General features: G+C 67.7%; 24 protein-coding genes. 15 read left to right on the top strand and 9 right to left on the bottom strand.

The annotated features are described in order from the left end of the window. Nucleotides 1–33: 33 nt before the first annotated feature. On the bottom strand, nucleotides 34–2,118 hold the full coding sequence (locus tag E1266_RS12455; protein ID WP_207945599.1) for an N-6 DNA methylase: 2,085 nt from the start codon (nucleotides 2,116–2,118) through the stop codon (nucleotides 34–36). A 183-nt stretch (nucleotides 2,119–2,301) separates the two neighbouring features. Further along, nucleotides 2,302–2,973 carry a hypothetical protein gene (locus E1266_RS12450; protein WP_132046497.1) on the bottom strand — a complete coding sequence of 224 codons (672 nt, stop codon included), beginning with the start codon at nucleotides 2,971–2,973 and terminating at the stop codon, nucleotides 2,302–2,304. A 366-nt stretch (nucleotides 2,974–3,339) separates the two neighbouring features. Between E1266_RS12450 and E1266_RS12445 the strand changes: the two genes are divergently transcribed. The 3 genes from E1266_RS12445 to E1266_RS38785 all read left to right on the top strand — a co-directional run bounded on the left by E1266_RS12445 (nucleotide 3,340) and on the right by E1266_RS38785 (nucleotide 7,659). Continuing rightward, complete coding sequence (locus E1266_RS12445; protein ID WP_132046496.1) at nucleotides 3,340–4,341, top strand: helix-turn-helix transcriptional regulator; 1,002 nt, start codon at nucleotides 3,340–3,342, stop codon at nucleotides 4,339–4,341. A gap of 25 nt (nucleotides 4,342–4,366) precedes the next feature. Continuing rightward, nucleotides 4,367–6,172: a S9 family peptidase gene (locus tag E1266_RS12440; protein WP_132046495.1), complete on the top strand. Its 1,806-nt coding sequence runs from the start codon at nucleotides 4,367–4,369 to the stop codon at nucleotides 6,170–6,172. An 80-nt stretch (nucleotides 6,173–6,252) separates the two neighbouring features. Beyond that, complete coding sequence (locus E1266_RS38785; protein WP_132046494.1) at nucleotides 6,253–7,659, top strand: MFS transporter; 1,407 nt, start codon at nucleotides 6,253–6,255, stop codon at nucleotides 7,657–7,659. Nucleotides 7,660–7,973: 314 nt separating this feature from the next. Here E1266_RS38785 and E1266_RS12425 read toward each other — a convergent pair whose 3' ends face one another. Continuing rightward, nucleotides 7,974–8,543: a TetR family transcriptional regulator gene (locus E1266_RS12425; RefSeq protein ID WP_132046493.1), complete on the bottom strand. Its 570-nt coding sequence runs from the start codon at nucleotides 8,541–8,543 to the stop codon at nucleotides 7,974–7,976. A gap of 104 nt (nucleotides 8,544–8,647) precedes the next feature. Between E1266_RS12425 and E1266_RS12420 the strand changes: the two genes are divergently transcribed. Together E1266_RS12420 and E1266_RS12410 are read left to right on the top strand one after the other, a co-directional pair. Next, the gene (locus E1266_RS12420) at nucleotides 8,648–9,274 is read left to right on the top strand and encodes a dihydrofolate reductase family protein (protein ID WP_132046492.1); all 627 of its coding nucleotides are present in this window, start codon (nucleotides 8,648–8,650) and stop codon (nucleotides 9,272–9,274) included. A 971-nt stretch (nucleotides 9,275–10,245) separates the two neighbouring features. Continuing rightward, on the top strand, nucleotides 10,246–10,809 hold the full coding sequence (locus E1266_RS12410; protein ID WP_132046491.1) for a hypothetical protein: 564 nt from the start codon (nucleotides 10,246–10,248) through the stop codon (nucleotides 10,807–10,809). Between the two features lie 35 nt (nucleotides 10,810–10,844). On the opposite strand, the gene E1266_RS39380 is transcribed toward E1266_RS12410, so the two are convergent. Continuing rightward, the gene (locus E1266_RS39380) at nucleotides 10,845–11,654 is read right to left on the bottom strand and encodes a hypothetical protein (protein WP_243718384.1); all 810 of its coding nucleotides are present in this window, start codon (nucleotides 11,652–11,654) and stop codon (nucleotides 10,845–10,847) included. Between the two features lie 545 nt (nucleotides 11,655–12,199). Between E1266_RS39380 and E1266_RS12400 the strand changes: the two genes are divergently transcribed. From E1266_RS12400 to E1266_RS12370, 8 genes are all read left to right on the top strand, one after another. Continuing rightward, the gene (locus tag E1266_RS12400) at nucleotides 12,200–12,529 is read left to right on the top strand and encodes a hypothetical protein (protein ID WP_132046490.1); all 330 of its coding nucleotides are present in this window, start codon (nucleotides 12,200–12,202) and stop codon (nucleotides 12,527–12,529) included. 101 nt (nucleotides 12,530–12,630) lie between these two features. Then, on the top strand, nucleotides 12,631–14,430 hold the full coding sequence (locus tag E1266_RS12395; RefSeq protein ID WP_132046489.1) for a hypothetical protein: 1,800 nt from the start codon (nucleotides 12,631–12,633) through the stop codon (nucleotides 14,428–14,430). A gap of 141 nt (nucleotides 14,431–14,571) precedes the next feature. Beyond that, a complete protein-coding gene (locus E1266_RS37920; protein WP_165966053.1) occupies nucleotides 14,572–14,865 on the top strand; it encodes a hypothetical protein in 294 nt (97 codons plus the stop codon). Nucleotides 14,866–14,954: 89 nt separating this feature from the next. Continuing rightward, nucleotides 14,955–15,788, top strand: coding sequence for a DUF2637 domain-containing protein (locus tag E1266_RS12390; protein ID WP_165966052.1), 834 nt, complete (start codon nucleotides 14,955–14,957; stop codon nucleotides 15,786–15,788). A 23-nt stretch (nucleotides 15,789–15,811) separates the two neighbouring features. Then, nucleotides 15,812–17,764, top strand: a complete 1,953-nt coding sequence (locus tag E1266_RS12385; RefSeq protein WP_165966051.1) for a toprim domain-containing protein — start codon at nucleotides 15,812–15,814, stop codon at nucleotides 17,762–17,764. Beyond that, on the top strand, nucleotides 17,761–18,648 hold the full coding sequence (locus tag E1266_RS12380; protein WP_132046486.1) for a hypothetical protein: 888 nt from the start codon (nucleotides 17,761–17,763) through the stop codon (nucleotides 18,646–18,648). Before E1266_RS12385 ends, E1266_RS12380 begins: the two co-directional genes overlap by 4 nt. 16 nt (nucleotides 18,649–18,664) lie before the next feature. Next, entirely contained in the window at nucleotides 18,665–19,009 is a 345-nt protein-coding gene (locus E1266_RS12375) for a superinfection immunity protein (RefSeq protein ID WP_165966050.1), read from the top strand. Between the two features lie 437 nt (nucleotides 19,010–19,446). After that, nucleotides 19,447–20,232: a hypothetical protein gene (locus E1266_RS12370; RefSeq protein WP_132046484.1), complete on the top strand. Its 786-nt coding sequence runs from the start codon at nucleotides 19,447–19,449 to the stop codon at nucleotides 20,230–20,232. Nucleotides 20,233–20,406: 174 nt separating this feature from the next. On the opposite strand, the gene E1266_RS12365 is transcribed toward E1266_RS12370, so the two are convergent. Together E1266_RS12365 and E1266_RS12360 are read right to left on the bottom strand one after the other, a co-directional pair. Then, nucleotides 20,407–20,616 carry a DUF397 domain-containing protein gene (locus E1266_RS12365; protein WP_132046483.1) on the bottom strand — a complete coding sequence of 70 codons (210 nt, stop codon included), beginning with the start codon at nucleotides 20,614–20,616 and terminating at the stop codon, nucleotides 20,407–20,409. Further along, the gene (locus E1266_RS12360; RefSeq protein ID WP_132046482.1) at nucleotides 20,600–21,469 is read right to left on the bottom strand and encodes a helix-turn-helix transcriptional regulator; all 870 of its coding nucleotides are present in this window, start codon (nucleotides 21,467–21,469) and stop codon (nucleotides 20,600–20,602) included. The genes E1266_RS12365 and E1266_RS12360 overlap by 17 nt, the downstream gene beginning before the upstream one ends. A gap of 739 nt (nucleotides 21,470–22,208) precedes the next feature. Here E1266_RS12360 and E1266_RS12355 point away from each other — a divergent pair. Beyond that, nucleotides 22,209–22,934: an ATP-binding protein gene (locus tag E1266_RS12355; RefSeq protein ID WP_132046481.1), complete on the top strand. Its 726-nt coding sequence runs from the start codon at nucleotides 22,209–22,211 to the stop codon at nucleotides 22,932–22,934. Between the two features lie 105 nt (nucleotides 22,935–23,039). Then, nucleotides 23,040–23,627, top strand: coding sequence for a hypothetical protein (locus E1266_RS12350; RefSeq protein WP_132046480.1), 588 nt, complete (start codon nucleotides 23,040–23,042; stop codon nucleotides 23,625–23,627). On the opposite strand, the gene E1266_RS39855 is transcribed toward E1266_RS12350, so the two are convergent. From E1266_RS39855 to E1266_RS12335, 3 genes are all read right to left on the bottom strand, one after another. Then, nucleotides 23,624–23,770 (bottom strand): ATP-binding protein, encoded by a 147-nt coding sequence (locus E1266_RS39855; protein WP_279436317.1) that lies wholly within the window; start codon nucleotides 23,768–23,770, stop codon nucleotides 23,624–23,626. The two genes, E1266_RS12350 and E1266_RS39855, sit on opposite strands and share 4 nt — an antisense overlap. A 288-nt stretch (nucleotides 23,771–24,058) precedes the next feature. Beyond that, a complete protein-coding gene (locus E1266_RS12340) occupies nucleotides 24,059–25,699 on the bottom strand; it encodes a hypothetical protein (RefSeq protein ID WP_132046479.1) in 1,641 nt (546 codons plus the stop codon). Nucleotides 25,700–25,933: 234 nt separating this feature from the next. Continuing rightward, nucleotides 25,934–26,519: hypothetical protein (locus E1266_RS12335; protein ID WP_207945598.1), on the bottom strand; the 586-nt coding region annotated here is incomplete at its 5' end.

The following is a 26,519-nucleotide window of genomic DNA, read 5'->3' as shown; positions in this document are numbered from 1 at the left end:
GTCTGGTCCACCGGAGTCGCGTGGCGCTGGTCCTCATGGCAACTCGACCCCAGGGGGAAGCAGCGCTCCGCCGCTGAGGGTGGCGGCTATGAGGTCGGCCATCTCGTCGGCGCACGTCGCCGCGTTCTGCGCGCTGGTCCTGAGGTCGTGAACCTGCCGGAACGCCTGGCCGTAAGCGGTCTGCTCGTCCAGCGGGAGCAAGGGGACGCGCAGCCGGGACGCCACGAGCTGGTGCGTGGAAGTGCCGGTCGTCGCCTGGCTGATGTTGTCGGGTGCACTGACGAAACCGGCGAGGAACCACGGGTCGAGCCGGTCGGGATCGGCACGGAGCAGGAACACGCCGTTGCCGAGCAGACATCCTGCCTCGCCGTCGCCCGCCACGCGGGTCGCGACGCCCTGCGGGCCGACGATCTGGGTTACCAGGACGTCTCCCGCCTCGATGACGAACGGGTCGGCCAGCCGCGTCTCGCGTGCGTCGCCGCCCGCCCGCGTCCCGCCGATCAGGTCCCGGGCCCGGAGCACGGGACGATCCGCCAGATCGGTGGGCGGGGTGTCGGTGGCGGAGGCCCGCACCCCGCGATGGACGGCGAGCGCGCCGCCGCGGGCGAGGTCGGCGATCGTGGCGCTGCGCCAGGTGCGGCTCGCCTCACCGGCGGAGGCCAGCGGCCCGATCTCGGTCGCCTCGGTCAGCGCGGCCACGTTCGCTTTGAGGCGCTCGGCGAGCTTGAGGACGTCGCGTAGGGCGGCGTCCGGGGGGATCACGGGTGCGGTGCGGACGTGACGTGCCGGTGAAAGGTCGACGAGATCGTCCATGAGGTCGATCGTCGGCACTGCGCGGGCGGTCCCGGGGATCTCGGTGAACTCGGTCGGCGCGGTGAACGCCTCCCACGTGCTGAGGACTGCCTTGTGGAGCCTGCCCGTGTCCGATGGCTTGCCTTGGCCGGACGACTCGTCCGCGGCGGTGGTCTCCTCGGAGGCGTCCATCAGCAGAACCAGGTCACGGCCGGGGCGTGCGGCTTCGGGGCGCCGCAGTATCCACAGGTGAAGCCCGATGTGGTGCGGCACGGCGAGGCCCGGCGGGAGCGCGATGATCCCGCACAGCGCCCCCTGCCGCAGCAGTTCGGCTCGGATCCGGCGGCCGGACGGTCGTGACGCGGTCGCCGGCGGGAGCAGCAGCACCGTGTGACCGCCCTCGGCCAGATGGGCCAGTGCGTGCTGGACCCAGGCGAGCTCCGGCTCCGAGCGCGGTGGCACGCCATAGGCCCAGCGCGTGTCGAGCGCGAGCGTGTCGTACCCCCAGTCGCGGTCCCCGTAGGGCGGGTTGCACACCACGGCGTCCACAAGCAGGTCGGGGAAGGCGTCATCGCGCAGGCTGTCCCCAGTCCTGACGTCCACGGAAGCCTTCGGCGCAATCTCGGCCAGCCGGGTCTTCGCCTGAGCCGCAGTGACAGGACGGTACTCCTGACCGTGCACACTCGCGCCGGGCATGAGGGTGGCCGCGACCGCGGCGAGGAGACGCCCGCCCCCGCAGGCCGGGTCCAGAACGTTGCGCACGCGCGGACCTCCGGACGTCACCAGCCCGGCCATCAGGTCGGCGAGCGCCTCTGGCGTTGGATGCGTCCCGCGGATGCCGACCGGCGCTTCGGTCTGATCGTCGAGCACGTCGAAGACGGCGAGCGGGCCTTCCTCGCGAGCCACCTTCGCCGCCGATCGCAGGAGCGTTGCGGAAACGCCCGCTTGGCCTGCATCGGTCGCCAAGAGCGCTTCCGCGTGCATCGCGACCAGTTCGTCGTCGTCCAGCGTTGCGGCCTGGGCGCGCTTGTCGGTGTCCAGCCCGGCCAGGTGCGCCGTGTACAGAGCCACCGCTTCGACAGCTTGGGGCGTGCCGCCGTGCAGGAGCGCCCGCAGGTCGTCCTTGGCCGAGCGCGCGGGGAGGCGGCCCCGCGCGTCGAGCCACGTCTCGACCTGCCGCCGGTCGTAGCTCGGGCTGGCCTCCGTACCCCCGCTGGGCTGCGGAAAGTCGGGGTGGCGCCGACGCCAGTTGCTCACGGTCGCCCGCGTCACGCCAGCCAGCCGAGAGATCTCGGCGGCGGTCAGTTGCTCGCTCTGCGATACCATCGGTTCTTCCTCACCAGCTTTCGGGAGCATCGCTACCGTACATCACCCATCTGACTTAAGTCATTTGACGATGCTTTCATGGCAGTACCTCCAGCGGGTTCCTCAGGCGTGCCTACACCGTCGCGCATCGGTATCGGCCGGGCACGCCCGGCCGATACCGATGCTTTGGCGCCGTGTCGCTCGCTACGAGGAGTTGTCTGACAACCTGCTGGCTGCTTGCTCTGCTGAGAGCAAGAGGATCGGCTGGCTGGGCAGCGGGCGAGGGCCGGTCTCTTCGATCACGTGGGTGGGGCCGTAGGGCCAGAGGCCGGCCATGAGCGCGATGAGGCTGCCAGCCGGCCAGCGCTGGACAGTCTCGTGGACGACGTCGGCGTCCGATCCTGGAGTGGCGAACCAGACGACTGCTAGGGCATCGGTGGACACCTCGGTCGTAGCGTCGACCAGCGTGGTCATATCGGCCTCACGTTCGAGATGCTCGATGGCGTCTTCCAGGCTCTCCGTGACGTGCAGGCGCGGCGTGCGGCTCTCGATGACGGTCTCAGCCGAAAGGGGTGAGAGGAGACGGTCCAGGTCTGCCCTGGTTGTGATGACCTGCGCGACTCCGGCCTCGCTTGTGAGTGCTTCGGTGAGCATGGTGCGAAGGAGAGGGTTGGCGCCGGGGCCGATGAAGCCCGTGCCGTGAGGGTGCCGGAAGGATTGGGCGAGTAGCTCCCTCTTCGCGCCTCCAGCGCGGCCATCGGTGCACATTCGCTGGGGCGACGGTTCGCCGAGGGGGCCGGGGGTGAAGAGGTCGCGCAGCCGGGTCCGGATCGTTCGCAGGGCGGGTCTGAAGGTGCAGCGGCTGTCCTTGCTCATCGGGAGGGTGATGCGTGGGCGGCGGGTTTGAGTGGTGCTGCGGGTGGTCAGGCGGTCGCATGCCTTGCAGGTCCGCGCTGAGGTGCTCGTCATCGTGACTCCTGGTCGATCGGTGTCGCTTGCGAGCCCGATAGAACCGGGGGACGACCCGTCAGGAGGATGAGCGAAACCCGCGCTGGGCAGAAGTGATCAACCTTGGATGGCCGTCGATGGGACGTCCAGGAGGCCGAAGAGGCGCTGGTTCAGCAGCTCGCGGCCAGGCCTGTGGACGTTGATCACTTCTGCTCATTGACGTGGAACACTCACCGGCAGGTCATGTAACTGTTCCAGCTCACATCGCTACTCTCTGTGGCTGGAGGTGGTGGAATGGTCGTTGGTGCCGAGCAAGCGGCCAAGCGGCTGCTGAAGGACATCGTTCCTGACGAGTTGCTGCTCGCGTATACCCAGTTGCTGGCCCATGGAGGGTGTCTCCAGGACGACGCGGCGGATCTTCTGGGTGGCGTCGAGCAGGTTGAGGCGCTGATCGATGCGGGGATGGCACATGTCCAGTCGTCCGGTCCGGCGCTGCCGCCGCGGCTGACTCCCGTCCCGCCGGACCTGGCCTTGCAGGGCACACTCGCCGACCTCACGCGCCGCCTGGTGGCCGATCAGGAACGGCTGCTGGCCGGGCAGCGGCGGCTGGCGGAGACGCACCCTTGGGCGAGTCCGGCGATGGACGAATCGAGTGACCGGCTCGTGCGCATCATCACCGATCGGGACGAGATCGGGAACGTGTCGCGGGCTCTGATCACGGCCGCGCGGCACGACTGGATGACGATGGACAACGGGTACGTCGAGCGTCCGATGGACGAACTGACGGCCGTCCCGCCCCCGCCGTCCTTCGAGGGCCATGTCAGATGCCGCGCTCTGTACGAGACGAGTTGCGCCGAGCATCCCGTCGGGGCCAAGACGATCGAGATCGCCGTCGAGGCCGGTGAAGAGGCGCGGCTGCTGCCGAAGATCGGCATGAAGATGAAGCTGGCGGACGAGGCGATCGCCATGCTGCCGCTGACCCCGACCGGGATGTCGGGGGCCCTGCTGCTGCGCTCGTCGGTCATCGTCGCGGCGCTGCGCGAGTACTTCGAGTTGCTGTGGGAGCGTGCGATTCCCTTCGGTGCGTCGAGTCCCGAGAGCCCGTTGACTCCTTTGCAGCGCCAGATCCTGAGCATGCTCGTCGAGGGGCTGCCCGAGTCGAGCATCGCCAAGCGGGCCGGAGTGAGCCTTTCCACGGTGCGCCGGCACTCGGCCACCATCAGAGACAAGCTCGGCTTCAGCCATCACCACTTCGCCGCCGGGGCCGCCGCCGTGCGCCGCGGCTGGATCCCCTGATCCCCGAACCCCCAGAGAGGCGTGTATGCCCGAGTACCGGGACTTTGTTCCCCGGCAAGGTTTCCAGCCCACCCTCGCACTGTCCCCGGACGCGGCCACGGTGGCGTACTCAAGCAACGCCGCCGGCGGACGATTCGACTTGTGGGTCGTCCCCGTCGCGGGCGGCGAACCGCGACGGCTGACCGAGCTTGCGAATCAGGCCGTCCGGCAGGTCGCGTGGGCACCGGACGGCAAGAGCCTGGTCTTCACCGCCGATCGCGAGGGCGACGAGCAGTACCGCCTGTACCGGATCGGCCTGGAGGCCCAGGAGCCCACCGAGATCAGCACGGGCCCCGACTGTCAGCGGATCTTGGCGACCTCGCCCTTCGATACAGGCGGACGCTACCTGACCTACGCCGCCAACGACCGCGATGCGACCGTCCAGGACATCCTTGTCCGGGATCTGACCGACGACTCCGAGCGGCGCTTCGTCCCGCCGCCCGGCGTGGTGTTCGAACCAGCGGGCATCTCCCCGGACGGCCGATGGCTGCTGACAGCCGGGTTCCGCTCCAACATGCACGTCGCGGCCTATCTGATCGACCTGCGCGACACCACCGCCGAACCGCAATGCGTCACCGCGGCACACGGAAACGGCCTCTTCGAGCCGGGCCCCTGGATGCCCGACTCCTCCGGCTTCTACCTGCGCACCAACCTGTGGGGCGAGTTCATCGCCCTCGCGCGCTACCGCCTGGACGACGGCACCCTCGAACCGGTCTCGCGCCATCAATGGGACGTCGAAGGCATCGAGGCGGCCGAGGACACACTCGTCTGGTCGGTCAACGTGGACGGACGCTCCACCCTCCACACGCGCCAAGGCGACGCCGTCCAACCGCTTCCCGACATCCCGCCAGGCGTCATCAACGCATTGGCGCTCACACCTGGCGCCGACCCGATCGTCCTGCTCCTCGACACGGCCACACGGCCCACCGAGATCGCCGTCCTCGACACCACGAGCGGCTTCCGCTACTTGACCGACGCCCGCCCACCCGCGCTGCACGTGATCAACCCCGTCGAGCCCGAACCGGTCGTCTATCCGGCATCCGCCGGACGCAGCGTCCACGCACTGCTCTACCGGCCGCACACACCCGGCCCGCACCCGGTGCTGCTGTCGATCCACGGCGGACCCGAGGCGCAAGAACGTCCCACCTATTCGCGTTCCGGGCTCTACCAGCACCTCCTTGACCGAGGCATCGCCATCTTCGCGCCCAACATCGCCGGGTCGACCGGTTACGGGGCCACGCACCAGAAACTCATCTACCGCAACTGGGGCGGCTACGACCTGGACGATCTCGACCACGCCACCCGCTACCTGCGGTCCGCTCCCGACCTGGACGGCGACCGCATCGCCGTCATGGGTGGCTCGTACGGCGGGTTCGCCGCGCTGTCCTGCCTGGCCCGTCTCCCTTACCCGTGGGCGGCCGGCGTTTCCCTGTGCGGCCCGACGAACCTGGTGACCCTGGCGCGCTCCTGCCCGCCCACCTGGAAACACTTCGTCTCCGTCGTCCTCGGCGACCCGGACACCGACGCCGACTACCTCACCCAACGCTCCCCGATCACCTACGCCGACGCCATCACCGCGCCGCTGTTCGTCCTGCAAGGTGCGCGCGACCCCAGAGTTCCGCGGGCCGAGTCCGACCAACTCGTCACTCGTCTACGCGACCGGGGTGTGGACGTCCGCTACGAAGTCTTCGAAGACGAAGGACACGGGTTCACCAACCGAAAGAACGAACTCCGCGCCTACGAGGAAATCGCACAATTCCTTCGCGGCCATCTACTCGCAGCCAGCACATGAAGCAAGAGCTTCGGCCAAGTTCCGGAAAGAGACACGAAAGCCCGCGCAACTCCCAGGAGGTCGGACACTAGCTTTCGACGGTGTTCAAATTCCTGTCACCGCTGAGCCCTCTCAAAGATCCCGAGATCGCTCCCTTGTTCATCGCTCGGCTGGTGTCCAGCGCGGGTGCTGGCTTCGGGCAGCTCGCCCTGGCCTGGGGCGTGATGCAACTCGGGTATGGCGCTGGCGGACTCGCGATCGTTCTGGCCTGCAACTCGGTCCCCGCCCTGCTCATCATCGTCACCGGCGTCGCCGGGGACCGGTTCCAGCGCCACCGCGTGCTGATCATCGCCGAACTCGCCACCAGCCTCGCCTGGCTGGCGTTCGCCGTCTGCTTCTGGACGGAAAAGGCCACGCTGCCGCTGCTATGCGCCCTGGCAACGCTGTCAGGAATAGGCACGGCGCTGTTCCTGCCGACGATCCGCGGCATCGTCGCCGACCTTCTCGCGGAGAACGGACGGCGCGCAGGAAACGCACTCATCAAGCAAACCGACTCGATCGGGCTGCTGATCGGCCTGTCCTCCTCAGGGATGGTCGTCAGCACGGTCGGCCCCGGCTGGGCCGCCTCGACCCGAGGCGTCCTCTGCGCCGTCGGCGCGCTCGTCCTTTGCCGCCTGCGGACACCGAGCTGGCGAAGCGACAACCCCAACTTCCTGCGGGAACTACGAGCGGGATGGCGCGAGTTCACCTCGCACCGCTGGGTCTGGATCATGACGCTGCAGTACACGGCGGTGATCGTCGCCATGATCTGCTACACCGACATCGCCGGTCCCATCTACATGAATGACGGCCATGGCGGCGCGCGAGCCTGGGGGATCGTCACCGCCTGCGAGTACGTCGGCGCGCTGGCCGGCGCCTTCATCGGCAGCCGCTGGAAACCCGCTCGCCCCATCCTGGTCGCCGCCGCACTCCCTGCCGCCGGAGCAATCCCCATGTTCCTCATGAGCGTCCAAGCGCCTTGGGCGGTCCTGGCGGCGGCGACGCTCATCCCAGGCGTCGGTGCGGCGCTCTACTACGTCCTCTGGACGACTGCGCTGCAGAACACCATCGCCCCCGACGTCCTGGTGCGCGTGAACAGCTGGAACATCATCGCCAGCTACGTCCTGATGCCGGTCACCGTCCTGACCGCCGGGCCCCTGGTCAAGGGCATCGGCGCAGAGACCACCGTCCTCGCTGCGGCCGCACTCACCGTCGTCGCCGTAGCGTGTTCCCTGCTCATTCTCCGCTCCACACCCGCAGCACCGTTCGCCACACGCAGGGCTGTTGCGAAGGGCCCTGACCCATACGTGATTGGGAAGGCGAGTCAGCTGCGGAGTGCCTCGGCGAGACGCTTGGGAGCGGACAGCCGCCAAGCCTCGGTGACCAGTTCGGCCACTTCCTCTGGATCGACGGTGGCCGGTTTGACCTCTACCCAAGCGAAGCGTCCGCTGGCCCAGGACGGGGAGTAGGTGGCCGGGTCCTGGGCGATGAGGGCGGGCTGTTCCTTCTGGGTGGCCTTGAGCAGTACGACGTCCTCATCCTCGTTGAGGTAACAGAAGCCCTTGTCGTGGACCCGGAAGCCGGTCAAGTCCGAGAACGCTTCCCCCTCGGTGACCTCCGGCAGGTTGAGCGCCAACTCCAGGAACTCCTCAGCGCGCATGCCTGGATTTGTGCCAGCCGTGTCGGGGTCGTTCATCCCACCTCGGCCGACCCCGGTCTCAGCGGCCCTGTGCTCGTCGGCGCTGCTCTTGGGGGCGCGGAGCGAGGTGTTGGGTCGGCAGGGTCAGGGGAGGAGGCGGTTCACCATCTGCTCGATGAGGTCGTCGGTGGAGTAGGGCTCCAGGAGGGCGGGGGCGGTGAGGTCGTCCACGATCAGCCCGGACATGGCGAAATAGAGCAGGGCGACGCCGGTGCGGTCGCCGGGCAGGTCTGCGTTCATGTGGTAGTCGATGACCTCCTGGTGCTCTTCGGTGAGGAACCCGCTGAGTTCGGCGTTCAGGTCGGCGCGGCGGGTGGCCTCCAGGCGCAGTTCCAGCATGGCGAGGTTGCCGGCGCGGTCGTCGCGCATTCGGGTCAGTAACTGGCGCATCAGCTCGGCGACCAGTTCATGCGACGGCGCCTGCTTCATGGTCTCGGTGAGCGCCTGGGGATCGGGGGTGAGGCGCTCGCGGGTGCGGCGCATCACCTGGGCGAGCAGTTCGTCCCGGTTGGCGAAGTAGTTGGAGGCGGTGCCGGTGGGCACGCCCGCCTGCTTGTCGATCGCGCGCAGCGTCAGACCGCGCGAGCCCTCCCGGGCCAGGACGTCGATGGCGGCGTCGAGGAGCACGGTGCGACGGGTCGGGTTCTGCCGCATGGAGGCCTCCACGAAGGACGATTGACACCACTGCAAGTGCAGTACTAAAGTTCAGACCACTTCAAATACAGTACTACGGTTGCAGTGATCGGAAGGGCGTCTCCGTGCGAAAGCTCGTCTACTACATCGCCACCACCCTCGACGGCTTCATCGCCGGTCCGGACGGCGCCGACCCCACCGGTCCGGACGGCTTCTGGCCCATCCCCGCCGACTACATTCAGCACCTCGTGGCCAACTACCCCGAGACCCTCCCAGGACCGGCGCGGGCGGCGCTATCGGTCACCGCCGAGGGCACCTGCTTCGACACCGTCCTGGAAGGGCGCCGCAGTTACGAGATCGGGTTGAAGGCCGGGATCACCGACGCCTACCCCCACCTGCGGCACCTGGTCTTCTCCCGGACCCTCGCCGAGAGCCCCGACCCCGCGGTCGAACTCGTCGCCACCGACCCCGCAGAGAAGGTCCGGGAGCTCAAGCGTCAGGACGGCAAGGACATCTGGCTGGTCGGCGGCGGCGAACTCGCCGGCGCCCTCTATGGCGAGATCGACCGGCTCATCCTCAAGGTGGGCCCGCTGACCATCGGCACCGGCATCCCGCTTTTCTCCCGCACAGCCGCCTTCGATCCCCGCAACTGGGAACTGACTGACCACACCGTGCTCGCTAGCGGCGCCGCGTTCCTCACCTACGACCGACCCGCCGACCCCGGCACAACCGATCGCGACACCGGCAATTGAGGACACCTCCTCACAGGACAGTTCGACGCCCGCTCCGGCAGGACCGACGGCCGAGTTTTCGGTCACTGATGCAACCGCCGCCGCAGAACGAACCGACGGACCGCGGCCATGATCTCCGCCTAGGCGGAGATCGACTACCTGGCCACCCCACCCCATCGGGCGGCTGACTTCGTCCGACGTGCAGGTGCAGAACAACCCGACCTGCTTCTTCGTCGACGCTGGCACCGGCACGCTCGTCCTCGGCGGGGGCGTGCTGGGCCGGTCGAAGAAGTCCCAGAACATCAAGCGGGGCAGCACGGCGGCGTTCGTCTTGGAGGGCCTGGTGACGGTCGATCCGCGGGCCCCGGGGCATAGAGATCCGGGGCACGGCGGTGGCGCTGAGCGACCAGGAGCCGCCCCGGCATGTCCCGGGAGATCATCAAGACCACCCCGACCAGGCCGTCTCGTGGGGACTGGACGGACCGCGTGCGAGCCGTGCGGTGTGAAGTCGCGCAATGGCGAACCTGCCCTCCAAGCCGCACCGCAGCCCGGCCCTTCACTCATCCCCACCACACCGCTGCCGAGTTTCATCGACATCATCACCCTCGACGCGCCCACGATCGTCACTCAAACCAGTGAACAATCGTCCTGCTTCTCACGGCCACAACCACGAGCAGAGTGGTGGACTCCGCGTCCGATTCGGCGTTGAGTGGCCCGACGCGGCCGAGGAACTCCTTGACCGCGCGCACGAGGGCCGTCTAATCCAGTTTGGCCCCTTATGTCCTGCAGAGACAACGAGCCGAGTTGCTCAGCCGACCGCTTACGCAAAGAGGCAAGATCGTGACACGCCGTTGATGAATCTCGCGATGGTTGCTTGTAGTTGACAGGATGAGGTCGCGGAGCTGGGAAGTTCCGGCTTCGCCGACAGTGCCGTCTACAGAAAGGGAGTGCCGTCTTGATCCGATTCCTTCCGACGCTGGAGAGCACCCGACGTGAACGATCCCGAACGCCGTACCGACGAGGACATCGAGCGGGTCGCCGGTCAACTGCATGAGCATGTCCGGACCCTCCACCATCTGACGCAAGGACCGCCGGGGCTGTCCGAGCCGGCCGCCGCCTACACGGTCCTGGGGAACCTGGCCCAAACCGCCTTCCGCCTGGCCCAGACGGCCGAGCAGATCGACGCGTTTCTGACGCGCGAACTCGACGCCGGCAGGCTCGGGCATGACCGCGGCGACGACCCCGTGCCCGCCGTGACGGCGGCGCACAACGCGCTCGGCCAGGTGACCGAGCAGGCGGCCGACCTCGGTGACAGCTTCCGACGAGCGACAAGCGCACTCGCCCCCATCCACGCCGTGGACGAAGGCGATAAGCCGTCGCAGGACCGGCGCGCAGTGGTCAAGCTGGTAGACGAGAAGAACGCCCAGGTGCGCCCTGCGAATGAGGACTTCCCCAGAACGATCGGTGAGGTTCTCCCGCCTTCGAACTCCGCCGAGGACGTCCCACCGGAGCTTCGCTCACCGCCGCAGGTACCGCATCCGCGTCGCGGCCGGTAGGCCGATGTCTTGCCGTCGGGTTCTGGCCGCGAGTGTCATCGCAGGGGAGTGCCGGGCTCGTCCATGTTCCACGTGGTGGGCAGGGCGTTTCCGCATACCGCACAGACGTAGTGGTCGTCTTTGACGATGTTGCGTTGGCGGCATCGGCGGCATCGGCGGCATCGGCGGAACACGATCGGGTGGGTGAACTCAGCGGGGTGGTCGATGCCGGCCCGGTCGAGGGCGGCGGCGAGGGCTGGCCAGGAGGAGGGGGCGGGGCAGTAGCCGGTCGATTGGTTGCTGATCTCAGTGACCGTGTAGCGGCCGCGGTCCTCAGCGAAGGTGATCTCACCCGCGCCGAGCACTGGATCGCGGCCCGCGCAGGCGACGTGCTCGCTGCGTTGCGGGGCCAGGCGCAATGTCCCGGCCAGGTCGATGACGTAGGTGAACGGTTCGTGCAGGGGTTGCGCGGTCTGTCGGGTCAGCCAGGCGGCGAGGTCGCCGTGCGAGGTGATCGCGTACCCGCGATGGTCCGGCTCCACCTGGTCGAAGATGTCGGCGGGGCCGACGTAGTGGTACTCGCGCGGGCCGAGGAGGTTCAGGGCGGCGGCGAAGGCGGAGAAGGTCGGTGCGACGGTGCGCCATGCACAGCGTCGGCGGTCAGTGAAGAAGTCGCTGGCGACCACGCTTGGGTCGGAGGTGCTGGTGCGATAGTCCAGAGCAATCGCGACGTCATCACCTGCGTGTCGGTTGACCGCGATGAGGATGGCGAGTTCGACATCGAGCCAGGGCAGTTCGACGGGGGCGGTGGCAGTGCTGCCGCGGTTCAGCCGGAACAGTTCGGAGGTGATCTCCTCAGCCGCCAAAAAGTGCAGCAGCGACTGTGACTGTCCGCGTATCTCGTCGTAGGCGTGAGGAAGTCCAGCGGGTCCTCGAACCACGGCATGACCTCGCGCAGAACGCCGTCACCGGGATGCCGCCATTGCCCCGTCTCCAGCAACTGCACGAGGAGGGCCGGCAGCACCAGCCCGTGGATGCGTATGGGTTTTCCGCTGTGCTCAGTGTCCGCAGCTCGGCTCACACGACCGAGCCTGTCACGTCCGGGCGCTTTCGTCAGGGTGCCAGTGGGCCGTCCGCCGGGTGCTCGCCTGGCGTGGGGCAAGTAATGGCGGAAGTGACACTTACAGGCTTCGGACCGGGCGCGGTCCGAAGAGGGAATTGGGAAGGCCCACCAGCCTGAACGGGGGTAAAGGTGGCGCTTGGTGGTCACGAAGGTCCGCGGCTTGGGGGCCGGCGGGAGAACGGTGCTGGCGTAGGACATCGGCGAGGTCAGGGGCATCGTCGGCGGCGAGTGCGCGGGCAGCGGCGAGCTGTTGGGGTGCGTATCCCCCTGAGTGAGGAGGAGTACGCCGTGGTCCGGGCGGCGGCTGAGCGGGTCGGCATGGCGGTGAGCGCTTATGCCGGCGAAGTCACTGTCGCGGTGGCCATGGAGGCCGATCCGCCGCGCTGGTCGCCGCTGACGGAGTTGCTGGGTGAGGTGATGCATGCTGCTGGACAGGCTCGTCGTATCGGAATCAATCTCAATCAGGCCGTCGCCGCCCTGCATTCAGCGGGCCAGTCCACACGTGCTTTGGAACAGTACGCGCGGGTCGCGGCGGCCTCGACGCAGAACATCGATGCGGTCGCCGAAGAGATCAGAAGAGCGTTGCGCCGCTCCACCGGGCCGAGGACTCGACAATAGGGCGAGGCTGACGATGGTCCGCACTCGGCTGATTGCGGGCGGAGCTACGAAGTTCCGGCCGCCGTGGTTGTGATTTGTCGGATGTGGCGCGGTAGGGCTGCGTGATCGCCAAGGTCATACGCGGTGAGCGCGTACCGGGCCTAATTCGCTACCTGTACGGGCCAGGGCGGCGCAACGAACATCAGGATCCGCATATCGTCGCAGGCTTCGATTCTCCGGAAGCGCTCGAACCTCTCGTAGGGAAGGACGGGAAGCGGGATTTCCGGCGTCTGGACGCTCTGATGCGACAGCCGCTGGATCTGCTGGGTGAACGCAACCATCCCAAGCCGGTTTGGCATGTGGCCGTCCGGGCGCATCCGGACGACCCGGTGCTCAGCGATCGTCAATGGGCGGACGTCGCCAATGAGATCATGGACCGGACAGGGCTTGCTCCGTCCGGCGACGACGAAGCCGTCCGCTGGTTCGCCGTCCGCCATGCCGACGACCACATCCACATCGTCGCCACCTTGGCCCGCCAGGACGGGACCCGGCCCAGTGTGTGGAACGACGGCTACCGGCTGCGCGCCGCCTGCCGGGTGGTCGAGGACCGTTACCGGCTGCGGCGGACGGCCCCGGCGGACCGGACGGCGGCGCGGCGGCCCAAGCGCGCCGAGATCGAGAAGTCCGAACGCGTCGGTCGGCCGGAACCGGCGCGCAGCGCGCTGCGGCGGCATGTGGTTACCGCGGCCGCCGGGGCTCGGACGGAAGCCGAGTTCTTCGCTGCTCTGGCGGCTGAAGGGGTCCTGGTCCATAAGCGTCGCAGTGAAGGTATCGGTGGTGGAGTCACGGGTTACGCCGTCGCACTTCCTGACGACGTGGGGCCGTCCGGGCGGCCCGTGTGGTTCGGCGGCGGGAAGCTGGCCGACGATCTCACGTTGCCCAAACTCCGTCGCCGATGGGCATCGGACGGGGTTGATCGTCCGGCGCCTCGTCCGCTGTCTGGACGGCACCTGTCGGCGCGGACGGCGCGCGGCGTGTTGCGGACGACCGTCCGCCGCGCGGCGGACGAAGCCCGGACGACCCACGAGTTCCTTGATCTGCTTGAGCAGCACGGGCTGCTGGTGCGGCGTCGCTACAGCCAACTCGATCCCGAGCAGATCACCGGCTACGCCGTCGCGCTGGCCGATGGTGAAGAGCCCACCTGGTACAGCGGCGGGCGGCTTGCCGACGGCCTCACGTTGCAGCGCCTTCAGCGACGATGGGAGAGCTTTGGGTCGGACGCCTACGGCGATCCTTCCGTCCTGCTGGACGACCTCACGCACGAAGAACGGCAGGCGTTCTACGACGACGCGGCGCGGGCTGCCGCCTACGCCACGTCCCAGATCCGGCGGCATCTGGCCACCAACCCCTATGCCGCTGAGGACGCCTGCTGGGCCGCGTCCGATGCTCTGCACGTGGCCGCCAAAGCCACCGGTAATCCTCATCTACGCCGTGCCGCGGACAGCTACGACCGGGCCGCACGCTCGCTCTACAGCCGGACTCCTCGTCCCAGATCAGAAGGCAACGCATTGCGTACCGCGGCCCGGCTGTTGACCCTCGCCGGGACTCATGACCGCACCACCGTTTCCATCCTCGTGCTGGTCAGCCGCTTGATCGCTCTTGTAGACACCATCGCCCAGATCCGCCTGCTGCAACAGCGTCAGGCGCAGGCCGACGCGGCACGTCGAGCGAAGCAGCACCTCGACCACGCAGCGGCCGGTCACCACGGCACCCTCCTGGCCGACCCTGTCGTCCAGCCGACGCAGGCACAGCTGGCCATGGCCGGATTCCCCAGCCCGTGGGCCCCCGCACCCCAAGGCAGGCAGGCAAGCGCAGCACCGAGAATGCCGCCACGACCGGCGAGCCGACGGCGAGGGCCATGACGCACCGGTAATCGCTCAAAAGTGGTCAACACGCCGGTCACTCACTTTAGTTGACCGACGTCTGCGTGTGCTGCATCTTTCTGATCAAGAACTCTAGTTGATGGCCGCTCCGATCATCGACTGGCATCACCGGGGGGCGCGATGTACAAGCAGGCAACGACCACACAGGCTGAGCTGGCGGAACGGCGTGCCAGGCTGCTCCGGCTGCACTACGAGCTGAAGCGGCTGGGAGCCTGCGTGAGGGCTCGCACACCCCGTAACGGACGCTGGCGCCTGCGCATCCGCCACAACGGATGGTCGGAAACCGTCCTGTGCGCCGGCGCCGACGGCGCTTACGCCTACGTCACCGCCCACGGACGGCTGCTCGGCACCGCCGACGAACCCCGGCACGTCGCGCGGCTGCTGGTCTGGATGGTCGAAAGGCGCCTTCGGTGACCCGGCCCAAGCCAGCAGGAGTGACTCCCTCGGCCACCGGTGGGCAGAAGTCCGCGCGGGCGCCTCGGGAGACCCAGGTCATCAAATGGGTGACTGCCGGAGTCGCTCCGCTGATCGTGGCGCTGGCCGTCCTCGGCGGCGTCGGGTCGTTCACCACCATCCGGCAGATGGCCGAGCCGCACTTCGGTGGGCTGGCCTGGATCGTCCCAGTCGGCATGGACGTCGGCATCTTGATCCTGCTGGCCTGGGACCTGCTGATGGAGTACCTGGACCTGCCCTGGCCGGTACTGCGCTGGGTCGCCTGGCTCTTTATCGCCGGCACCGTCCTGGTGAACGTGTCCGCCGCGCACGGAAGCTTGGCCGGCAGCGTGATGACGGCGGCGATGCCCGTCCTGTTCATCACGGTGGTCGAAGGCGTCCGGCACCTCATCCGCCGATGGGTGGGACTGACCTCGGTCAACCGGGTCGAACGAATTCCGGCCGCGCGGTGGCTCCTCGCGCCGGTCTCCAGCCTGCTGTTGTGGCGACGCATGGTCCTGTGGCACATCACCGAGTACCGGCAGGGGCTCGACCTGGAGCACCGCCACCTGCTGGCCGTCTCCGAGCTCCAGCAGAACTACGGCAGGTGGTCCTGGCGATGGCGAGCCCCGCTGGCCGACCGGCTCGCCCTCAAACGACTGCCCGCCCAGGACCCGCCCATCCCGGCCGCTGACGGCAACAGCACCAAGGCCAAGCGGCGGGAGAACCAGCTGATGGACATCGCCCGACAACTCCACCGCGAGGTCGAACGGGAAGGCGGCCAATTCAGCCGGGACCGCCTCGGCCAACGCCTGCGCGAATCGGGCTTCACCATCGCCAACTACCGCCTCACCCAGATGATCGCCGCCGTTCGTAATGAAGCGGCCAGGCGGGGCTCGTCATGATCGCCTCATCCCGAGGGGAGCAGTTGGCCCAGACGGAGGAACAACGGCGCCAGCTCACCACTCTGAAGGGGATCGCTGACCACGCTGTCGCCTGTCTCGCCGACGGACGTCTGGAATGGGAGGTCTGGCTGAAGCATGCCGGCCGTCATGGACGATACGGATTCACCAACACGCTGCTGATCCCGGCCCAACGTCCCTCAGCAACCGATGCTCGCTCGTATGACGCGTGGCAGAAGCAGGAACGGCAGGTTCGCAGTGGCGAGACCGGCATCCGCATCATCTCCACTCGCGGAAAGCCGCGCACCGTCTTCGACATCGAGCAAACCGACGGGCGGTCGATCGAAAAGCCCGAGCTCTCGCGGGCAGAGGGACTGCGGTGGCTTTCCCGACTCGCAGCCGACCTCGACTTCTACGTCGACCGCGGACAGGGCTGGAGCTACCTCGGTCCCCCCGAGCGGCGGATCAAGGTTCATCCGGAGCTTGACGACACAGCTGCGGCAGCCTTGCTCGTCCACCAGCTCGCCCACGCACTCCAGCCCGGCGGACACCCCGACACGGACGGCCTCGATTGTCGCGGCGTTCGGCGCGTCACGGCGGATTCGGTCGCCTACCTCGTCCTGGCCGAGCTTGGGCTGGACGTTTCGCAGCTGTTCTTTCCACCGCCTCAACGGTGGGCGGGGGATGACGTTCGCACAGACTCCGCCGCTGCCATCCGCGTGGTCGGAGACCAGATCGTACGGACGGGCAACCGACTCAAGCGGCGACTCCGTGACCTCTCCAAGCCGGGGCGCTCCACCGCAACGCTGGTCACCGCAAGGCCCGGCCGCCTCCAGGAGACTGCCCCGGTGGCTGAGACCACCCGTCAGGCACTGGATAGCTCCACCTCCCAACTGCACGCTGCACTTGCCGACGCACACCGCTTTTTCCGAAGGAACCTTCCGGGAAGCTGGGGAGCCGGCTATCTCGCGCGCCGCGGCTTCGCGCCTGCGATGCAGGAGCAATGGCAGATCGGCCTCGCACCTCGATCCCGGCATTCGTTGCTTGAGCACCTGCGGGAACTGGGTCACAGCGATCAGACGCTGATCGACGCGGGCTTGGCGAAACAGCCGAAGCGCGGAGGGCCCTTCGACCTGTTTCGAGACCGCGTCCTGTTCCCTCTCCGAGACAAAGACGGCGAGGTCATCGGCTTCATCGGCCGTTGCCGAGACGACGCCCCAGGCCCGAAGTACCTCAACACCCCCGAGACGGTGCTCTTCCACAAAGGCGATGTGCTCTTCGGCCTCCATGAGGGGCGCCAACAGCTCGCAGGCAACGCACGCCCTCTCCTTGTCGAGGGGCCGCTCGATGCGATCGCGGTCAACGCGGTCATGCCGGACGTCTACGCCGCCATTGCACCTTGCGGTACTGCGATCACCGCAGCGCAGATCGAAGAGATCGGCCGCTCCGTCGACCTCGATGCTTCCGGACTGGTCATCGCACTCGACGGGGATCCGGCCGGACGGACTGGAGCGATCAGGGCCTGGCGCACCCTCCGCCGCGTCGGAGGCGCAGTCGAGGCAGCGGTGCTTCCCAAGGGCCGGGACCCCGCCGAGCTCCTGTCGCCGACGGAACACTCAAGTGTCCGCGAGGCACTACTTTCTGCAACTCCCCTCGCTGACCTGGTCGTAGATGAGAAAATCCAGCGGTTCGGGGGAGCTCTGGAGTTCGTCGAGTCCCGGTTGGCCGCCGCCCAGGCCGCCGCAGTACTGATCGCCGAACTTCCGCCGGATCAGATCGTCCGCCAGGTCACCCGCGTCGCAGCCCGCACGGGCATGGACCCGTCCGAGGTCACCTCCCTTGTCGCTTCGGCGATCAGCCCGGACCCGGCCCCCGACGCCTCACCAGTCCAGCCTCCCAGCCGCGAAGGGCGAAGCGCCGGGCTTCAACGCACCTCGCACACGGCACTACCTAGACGCACCCATCGGAGGAAGTCATGAGCCAGCAGCACCCCGACCCGATCAACGAAGGCCTCCAGCACGGTGGCCAACGACTCGTCCAGATCGTTTCCACGGCGATGGGCGTACAACAAAGCCTCGCCCGGTACCGCCAGCGGTTAAGAGCTGGCCGGCGAGCACAGGACCAGCGAGCTCAACGAGCAGAGGCGAAGGCTCAGAGGGCGGCAATGACCGGAGCGCGCTCCCGCTGGGAACGTGCCCACGACCGCCAATGGCTACGGCGCGCGAACCTTCTGGACGTCGCCGAAGTGTGGGCGGCGGCCGTTCCCTACGCCCCAGACAACGCGTCCGCGGCGCTCGCGGTCAGCAAGTGCGAGGACCGGCTACGTGACCTGCATCCCCACGCGATGAGCCACTACGACCGATACCGCAGCGAGGGCGAGAGCCCTCTCGACGCCATGCGACGGGCCGCCCACTTCTTCGCTCGCGACCCCGACATCCGAACCGGCGATGCGGCATCCCGACGCGGAGAACTACACGAAGGCACAGGTGCTGAGTGGACGGCGTCGGCTCCCGGCCCAGGCCGAGGTGACGGCGAAGAGGCTCGCCAAGAGCAGCGCGCGGGCCAGATCGCCAGCGAACTCAGGAACAAGCTCCGCCTTCAAGGGCGCGAACCCGAGCCCGAGGAGCTGCGCACGGTCTTGGAGATCGCCACGAACCTGCCCGAACACATCATCGTCAAGGTCGTACCCGAGAGCCCGCGCTCTCACCGCAGTCGAGGCTCGGACATTGCGTCGGCTGCCGAAGACTTCCCGCTCTCCATCCAGGAGGCGCTGGAGATGAGCGCGAAGCGGTCCCCCGAAACACCGGCCGCACGCCGAACACCACTCCAGGCCCCCGACCGGAACCGCCGACGCAACCTCTGAAGAAGGGAGGGAAATGATGACCGCCATGCAGGGCAACGAATTCTTCTTGCTCGCGCTGATCGGCTTCCTCATGCTGCTCGCTGTGCTGCCGACGCTGATCGCCATCGTCCGCGGCGTCGAGGAGATCGGCTACATCGTCTTGGTCAACGTGATCTGCTGCATGACCGTCTTCGGCTGGCCCATCGCACTGATCGCGGCGATCCGATGGCCACGCCGCTATCCGAAACCGTCCCGGACGGCTTGGCAGCCTCCGCCCGCGCCGCCACTGGACCGTCGCCGGAACCGCGCCTACGAGCGAGGAGGCGAGGATGAGAAATCGGCACCGTCGACGAACCGCTCCACGCGGAGAGATGCGTGGTGAGAAGCGCGACGCCGCGGCCACTGCTGCTACGAGTAGTGGGGTTCGGGCCTCCGGTCGTCTTCAACCTCACCCTCCTCGCCGCCATCTCGCTCCCTCATACCGTGCCCGAGACCACGGAGCATGTTGTTGCCGGGCATGCGCCGCCCTGCGCCCCGATTGGCCCGGTCGCCAGCAGGTACGTCGACAGGAACAAGGTCTGCCGCCGCGCTCGAAAAGAAGTACTGCGGAGTCTCAGGACCGGCCGTGACCCGGACTGGAACGACGTCTTCCGCGACTACATCCCCAGGGTGTCGAAGCCTCCCAGCCGCCGTCCGAAGCCGAGTGACCCCAGCCATAAGCCCAGGAAGCATCGGGAGAGTGCGCCGGTGACTCCAGCGCCTTCTCGTCAAGGCAGACAGACCGCCCCCACGAGCTCTTCCACGCCGTCTCCTGGGGAGGTGGAATCGTCCACTCAACACCCGCCGCCAACACCCCGCGAACACGACACACCCATTCCGACGGCGCCCGGCAAGCAGAGCAGCTACAAGGCCGGGCCATTCGGCTGGGCCGTAGTCGCCGCGCTACTGGCTCTGTCCGTCAGCGCCGCCTATGTGGCCGGACGGCGCCGCCGAGCCATCTGCCAGGCGACGCGATCCATTCTTCGCCGTCTCAACCGGCGAGCGAACGGCATGGTGAGGGTGACTCCTGTGACGCCCACCGAGCGACCGGCATCCGAGGAGTGTGGGGCCCAACTGTCATCGAAGGTCGTTTCCCTGGTCGGCCCTGGCGCGGAAGGTGCCGTCCGCCGCGTGGCTTTGGACGCTCTCACCGACCGGAAGGGCCGCGCTTCCGAGCTCGTCATCGCCCGCCCCGACGCCTGGCGGCTATTCGGCATCGACATCGGCACTCTCCAAGAGGAAAGGATTCCAGGTCTGACCCTGACCGAAGACGCTCAGCAGACTCGCACTTACCTAGGAACCCAGGGACCGTTGCCGCGCATCCTCATCACCTGCGACGACGGAAGCGAAGCCGTCCGCGAACTCCAACCTCGGGGCCAAAGCCAGCTCACCGTACTGTCCCTGTCGCCGAGTACCGAGGCGTCCACAGAGGTCTCCGCTGACGGCGTGTTCACCCCACCCAAGGCGGCACCGTCAATGCCCGACCGCCTTCCCCTGCTGTCGAGACCTGACGCCTTCAACCGCCTTATGTCCATGCCGACAATCAGTCGGCACCGCGAAGGATAGGTCGCTCGGAGCGCCCGGTCGGCCACTGTCAGATACAGCGGTGTACCGGGCCGGAAACTGTGCGGTGGCCTGGCGCCGGGCAAACATCGGTGTACCGGGCCGGGCTGCCGCAGGTGCCAGTCGTGGCCTTGCACCAGTTAGGCCGGTGAGAGCTCGGTTTTGAGACTGATCGGCTTAGATATTGAGTTCGCCGCTGTTCAAGCGGTCAGTCAGCTCTTGCCATGTGTTACGGCCGATGAGGAGCTTGGGGCCGTCCGGATTCTTGGAGTCGCGGACGGCAACGAGTCCGTGGACGGCGGCGACCTCGACGCAGTCGCTCCCGGTGCTGCTGCTTCGGCGGGCCTTGCGCCAGTGAGCCCGTGAGAGTTCAGTGCTGAGATTCATCGGACTGCTGGTACTCCTTGGCAATCGCAGCGATCAGCGCCATCGAGTCCTCCTCGGAGAGCGCCTGATCGCAAAGGCGGTCAAACCTCACATTACTGCGATTGACCTGTCCGACATCCTCGATATAGATCTCGCCGCCCATGCCCTCCAGGTAGACGACATCGGGATCCATGTCACCGGGGAAGCTCAGGATCACGAAGGCGCCGTCCATGCAGGCGTGCTCACCTGCAGAAGCCGGTATCACCCGGATGCTCACATGGGGCTTCTGAGCCGCGCTGATCAGGGCGTCGAGCTGCCGCGCCATGATCTGTGCGCCGCCAACGGGACGTCTGAGCACCGCTTCATCGAGAACCACGTTGTAGGAGGGACCGTTCCGCCGCTCCAGGATGGCGCGCCGAGCCATACGTGCCTGAAGGCGGCGCAGCACCACGTCTTCAGAGTCGTCGGGACTCCCGATCCGGATGAGGGCGAGCGCATAGTCGCTCGTCTGGAGCAGGCCGGGGACTGACTGGACCTGCCAGTTGCGAATGCGGGTGGCGTCGTCCTCCAGTTCGGCGAACGATCCGGCGAGGACGTCGTTGAAGGCCGACCACCAGCCGCGCTTGCGGATGTCCCGGGCGAGCTGCATGAGCGCCAGCTTGGCGGCCTCGTCCCCTCCGTACAGATCGAGCATCGCCTCGACGTCCGAGGGCTTGGGGCGCGTCTTGGCCGTCTCGAAGCGCAACAGCTTCGGGCGGCTCCACCCCAGCGCCGCGGCGGCCTGCTCCATAGACAGACCGGACTTCTCCCGCTGCTGACGTAGCTGGCGGGCGAGGCGACGATGCCTGACCGTCGGACTCTGTGCGTTCGGCATGTCGCCCAGTGTCGCATGTCGATCTTGTTAGTTCGGCTACTTGAGCTGAAGAAGTGTCAGAAGAAAATGAACAAGTTCATAGACAGATGCGTTGCGTGAGTCCATGATGGCGGTAGGTCACTTGGTGGGCCGTCGACCGGAACGATGTCCGGACACCGGTGAACTCAGTGGGATTCAGTCAACCCCCGCCAGGTGCCGGGACCGAGAGGTTAAGGCGGTCTCGGGCCGGTGCTGCCACACCGGCCCGAGACCTTGATCGGACGATGGAGGTCCGACCCATGCACGATCGTATGAATGCGCCCCCTATACAGGTAGCGCCGCCCATCGCCGACAACAGGCATCGAGCCGCTGTCTCACCGGCCGTGACAAGGGCGCCATGGGCAGTCGGCGACCTGGACCCAGACCAGGCCATCACCGAACTCGGTCGGCGTTTCCCCAACGCGTTGATCTGGTGGGGCGACTTCACGGGAAGCTACTGGGCCCTGGTCCGCACACCGAACGACACACACCGGCTGATCGAGGCAACCACTCCAAATGACCTGCACCGCCGGCTCAGCTCGCTGCACCCCTGTACCCTGCGGCCGTCCTCGCGCGGAGCGCTGCACAGGCCGCCTCGGAAGCGCATCGGGCCCACGGCCCCGTCCATGACGAGGTCCTCCACTCGCAAAGGCACTTTCTGGAGCCGCCTCCGCTGCCGGGGCCGTCACACCATGGCCCACACGCCGAACAGGAGCGGCGCGTGCTGACCGGCGAACCGGCCGACATCCGCGTCGGCGGAGCCTGCACCTTCCAACTCCCCACAGACCCGACCTGTGCACCCCGAGCTCGCTCTCTCCTCGCCACGACGATGTGCGAACTCGGCTTTGCCGCTGAGTCGATCGAGGACGCCAGACTGGCCGTATCGGAGTTGGCCACCAACGCGCACATCCACTCCGCCTCGGCCGGCCACAATCCTGAGCTCTGGATCTGGGCACGCAACCTTCCCGTCCCCGAACTGGTCGTCTCCGTCTACGACGCCCACCGCCAGACCTGGCCGATCTTCCGGAACGGCGCCCTGCTGGACGAGCACGGCAGGGGCCTGGCCATCGTCACAGCCCTCTCGCAGTCAACGGGTACGCACCTCACTCGCTCCCGTCTCGCCCCAACGGTGGGCAAGGCCGTCTGGTTCACCCTCGCTCTACCGACCCCATGGCCCGAGACAGACCGCATCCTCCCTCCGGCCACGGCGGCTGAGTGCCTCTCCGGAGCACTGAGGACCCGCGGCATCCCTACAACCCTCCGCAGTGACGACCGTGGCATCTCCGTCCTCACGGTCGCGGACCTCATCATCTGGGCCGAGCCCAAAATGTTCTCCTGGCAGGACGGTCACGGCTACACCCGCCAACCCCTGATCGACCTCCAAGAGACAGCCGAACGCATCATCAGCCGTCACGAAACCGCAGACGTCTCCGTGCCACCGACCTGACGAGCCCAGCACCCGGTCCCAGCAGGGACCGAATCCTCGAGGACGCGGCGGTCGGTCCATACCGCCGCGTCGCCGGCCTATGCCCCCACCCTTCAGGACGATTCCATGCACACCGGCCCAGACCTGCACGCCCGCCTTGCAAGAGACATCGAGGCCGTTAGAACCCTTGCTGGACAGGTCGACAGCAACGGCGACGACCACGTCCTCGATCAACTGACGCGAACAGGCGGCCTAGACGACACCATGGCCTTCCTTCGCCGCGCCCATCACCTGCTGATCAGCATCACCGAGACCCTGACCCTGCTCATCGGAGCGCACGACGTCTACGAGGACTCATCCGGCCAGCCCGACCCTCGAAAGCACGCGAAGGGCCGCACCTCCACCCCGCAGGACCTCGTCACAGTCGATGCCGCCGAGGCCTGGCGCCGGGCCCACCTCCACCTGACTGACCACCGCGACACCTCGATACTCCTCCATATTGAAGAGTTCGAAGACGGCTACCGGGCCACCCCGATCCCGGTGTCCCTCCCCGAAGCGCCACGTATCCCGACGCTCGAAACCCCCGCCACCCTGGTCATCAACAAGACCACCGGCGCCGTCACCCGATGGCCCCTGCTGCCCCTTGATGTCCTCGCCAACCAATACCGCCGCTACGCCCGCCAAGAAGCCATGGACTTTGATGAATCTTGTTAGCCCCAGGTCGCTGGCGACTTGCCGGTCCCGGAGTCGCCGATCAGGCAGAGCGGTTCGCCCTTCTTCACCCACTCGCAGGAGGCCAGGGGGTGGACGGTGGCGGGGTCGATGCTGGGGTTGGCGTCGAAGTCGAACTCACGCACCGACTTTTCCGGGGGAAGGATGCGGCCTTGATGCAGCGTTCGGAGCGGCGGCGGTTGCGGTCGTCGCACTCGGCCATGAGCAACTCGGCCAGGAACCCGCGGTAGGTCATCTGTCCCCGTGAGTTCGCGATTACTGACGGATGCTTGGCTCGGAAGTCGCGGTGCGCTGGCGCCCGTGGTAAGTATGGCGGCTTCGGTTCACGAACTGGGGGTGGCGGGCGGTCCCAACTCATGACCGATATTTGCTGTATTCATGCCGCGCCGGACGCCCCTCCGCCCGTGCGGTGTTCAGGCGGTCCGGATCGCGATCACGAAGCGGGGGGCGAGCGCGTACTCCCAGGCCGTCTGCGGGGTTCGCATGGCGGAAAGCAGCAGGTGCCATTCACCGCAGCCCTGCCAGGGGTAGCAGTGCGCTGCGCCGCCTTTGACGACGCGGGGTCCTGCGCCGCGCCGTGGGAGTCCGTCGGCGGGGAGGCCGTCATGGCCGGGATGGAACACATCGGTGCAGGGCTCGGGCTGGAAACCGAACCCGTACAGCCCGAACATGTTCGCACCATCGACGCCGAGTGCCTCGATCGCCTCGAACCATTCTTTGCTGTCGGGGACGCCGGGACCGCGGTAGGTGAGCCGGTGGCCGAGTCCGCCGCGGGCGAGGTACTCCCACTCGGCTTCAGAGGGAAGCCGCAGCGGTGATTTCTCCAGCTCGTCCGTCGCCTCATGGGGTGGTAGCGGCGGGCTCGGTGCCTGCGCGACGACCATCGGGCCGACCTTGACGTGCGTCAGCGGCCGCATCAGATCCACCTTGTCGAGAAGCGTGTAGTCCTCCTCCCACTCCTCGCGCTGGTCGGCGGCGTCGCGGATCTCGGCCTCCTCCTCAGGCGAGAGGCCGACGTCGACGCCGCCGCCGGGTACAAGGCAGAACCGTACGCCCCGGCGCGACAGCACCGCGATCGGCGGGCCGCCGAATGAGCGCAGCCCGATCAGGGAGAACTCCGGCCCCAAGGCGGTGACGACGGTTGCGGCAATCTGCTCGCTCCTCCGCTCGCCGGCCGCCTCCCACGCCGCCACCGACCTTAGTTCCGGCGCCTCCACGAAGATGACGCGCCGCTCCCACATACGTTCGGCGAGGGGCCCCAGTTCCGCGGCGCGGCGTTCGTTCGCACGCTTGTCCCGCAGGTATTGGAGTGCCTCCCGGGCGGCGGGGGTCGGGCGCGGATGGATCGGGCGCGGCGTGCCGCGCGCCTCCTCGGCGATGAGCGCCCGCATCCGGTCGCCTTCGGGGGGCTCGGCGATCAGCCTCGTACGCGCGGCGGTGACCGCCGGTGTGTCCACCAGATCCCGGGTGGCCAGCAGCCAGTCGAGCATGGCAGCGGCAAAGTTCATGCGGTCCATCGCCGACAGGACCAGCGCCTCACGGCGCTCCATCGGCAACGCGGCGAGCGCCGCGCGGACCACCGGCAACGGCGCGATCGCTTCCACCAGCAGTCGGTCGAAACGCGGGTCGAGACCACCGTCGCAGGCCAGGCGGGCCGCGGCGATCGCACCGGCCCGGTCCAGATGCCACCGTCGAGCTCCCGGCGGGACGGGAGCCTGGCCGAGGGCGATCTGGTGTTCGCAGACCTCGCGGGCGACCTCGGTGCCTGAGGCCTCGGTGAACATCCAGGCCAGCATTTCCGTCGTCGGCCCCGGCATGTCGTATGCGAGGGAGACGGCGCGGAGGAAGACCCGCAGGATCTCGGTCGGGGTGAATCCCTCTGCAGTGAGGTCGTCCCGGATTCTCATCCACCGCGCGGTACTCTCCAGCATCGCCGGCGACGGGTCGTACTCGATGAGCGCGGCATCTTCAAGGTCGTCCTCCGAAGGCGTGCCGCTGTGCACGGCGAGAATCACCGGTCGCGCACGCTCGTCGAACGACGCGTCCTCGAACACGCATGACGACAAGGCCCCACCCCTAACGAAGCACTGACGGCCGGCGGACCGCCCGGCCCAGGACGTGGGAAGCCTGCCACACAGGACCGACACACACCGTCCGGCAGGGTGCGATCGTGAGGGACCTGGGGTCACCGTTCAATACGTGCGGATATACGGTCGATCGCCATGCCGTTTGCGGGCCTTACCGGAGCCTGGATCAGCCTGATGTGGTCTCACCATCCGAGAACGCGGTCAGCCCTGGGGTGGCGGGTCTCGCAGATCGGGGTGTCGGAGCGCATCGACGTAGCGCTGAGCGGCGTTGACGGTGAGACCGAACAGGTCACGTATGCGTCGGATGTCGCCGTTGCTGGCGTGGGCCTCGTCGAGGATTCGGTCATCGCGGAGGTCTTGGGCGCGGAAGCCGAGGGTGTTATTGACCCATTTGCGGTGCGCCTCTGCCGTATTTCGTGCGGTGATCACGGTGATGAAGAAGTGTGGGTTCGCGGTGTTCGGCCATCGCTGGCCGCGGTAGTCCAGGTAGGCGGCCAGGCGGGAGCCGACCTGCGGGGCGAGCAGGATCAATTGGTCGTCGATGTGGAGGCGGCCGTCGCGCAGATCGACGAGGAGCATCTGGCGGAGCTGCCGCGGCCGCAAGGCGTGGAAGATGAGGAGGCTGGCCATGGCGGCCCTGGCGGGGTCGCGGGATTCCAGGGCGTCGCGGAGGTCGGTGGCCTGCTGTTGGATCGGCGGGGGTGGCGGCTGCGTCAATGCCGCAAGCGGCGTCGGTGCATTGCCCATTGCACGGCTGCGTCGACTACGGCTCGGGCCCAGGGGTGGG

It is taken from the genome of Actinomadura sp. 7K534 (genome assembly GCF_004348575.1).
Taxonomy (GTDB): Bacteria; Actinomycetota; Actinomycetes; order Streptosporangiales; family Streptosporangiaceae; genus Spirillospora; species Spirillospora livida.
This window is presented reverse-complemented; position numbering and strand designations above follow the sequence as displayed.

What these genes read in the sequence shown, in the direction of transcription:
- E1266_RS12455 (WP_207945599.1), bottom strand. Translation starts at nt 2,118, where the DNA reads ATGGTATCGCAGAGCGAGCAACTGACCGCCGCCGAGATCTCTCGGCTG.
- E1266_RS12450 (WP_132046497.1), bottom strand. Translation starts at nt 2,973, where the DNA reads ATGAGCAAGGACAGCCGCTGCACCTTCAGACCCGCCCTGCGAACGATC.
- E1266_RS12445 (WP_132046496.1), top strand. Translation starts at nt 3,340, where the DNA reads ATGGTCGTTGGTGCCGAGCAAGCGGCCAAGCGGCTGCTGAAGGACATC.
- E1266_RS12440 (WP_132046495.1), top strand. Translation starts at nt 4,367, where the DNA reads ATGCCCGAGTACCGGGACTTTGTTCCCCGGCAAGGTTTCCAGCCCACC.
- E1266_RS12425 (WP_132046493.1), bottom strand. Translation starts at nt 8,543, where the DNA reads ATGCGGCAGAACCCGACCCGTCGCACCGTGCTCCTCGACGCCGCCATC.
- E1266_RS37920 (WP_165966053.1), top strand. Translation starts at nt 14,572, where the DNA reads ATGTACAAGCAGGCAACGACCACACAGGCTGAGCTGGCGGAACGGCGT.
- E1266_RS12380 (WP_132046486.1), top strand. Translation starts at nt 17,761, where the DNA reads ATGAGCCAGCAGCACCCCGACCCGATCAACGAAGGCCTCCAGCACGGT.
- E1266_RS12375 (WP_165966050.1), top strand. Translation starts at nt 18,665, where the DNA reads ATGACCGCCATGCAGGGCAACGAATTCTTCTTGCTCGCGCTGATCGGC.
- E1266_RS12365 (WP_132046483.1), bottom strand. Translation starts at nt 20,616, where the DNA reads ATGAATCTCAGCACTGAACTCTCACGGGCTCACTGGCGCAAGGCCCGC.
- E1266_RS12360 (WP_132046482.1), bottom strand. Translation starts at nt 21,469, where the DNA reads ATGCCGAACGCACAGAGTCCGACGGTCAGGCATCGTCGCCTCGCCCGC.
- E1266_RS12350 (WP_132046480.1), top strand. Translation starts at nt 23,040, where the DNA reads ATGCACACCGGCCCAGACCTGCACGCCCGCCTTGCAAGAGACATCGAG.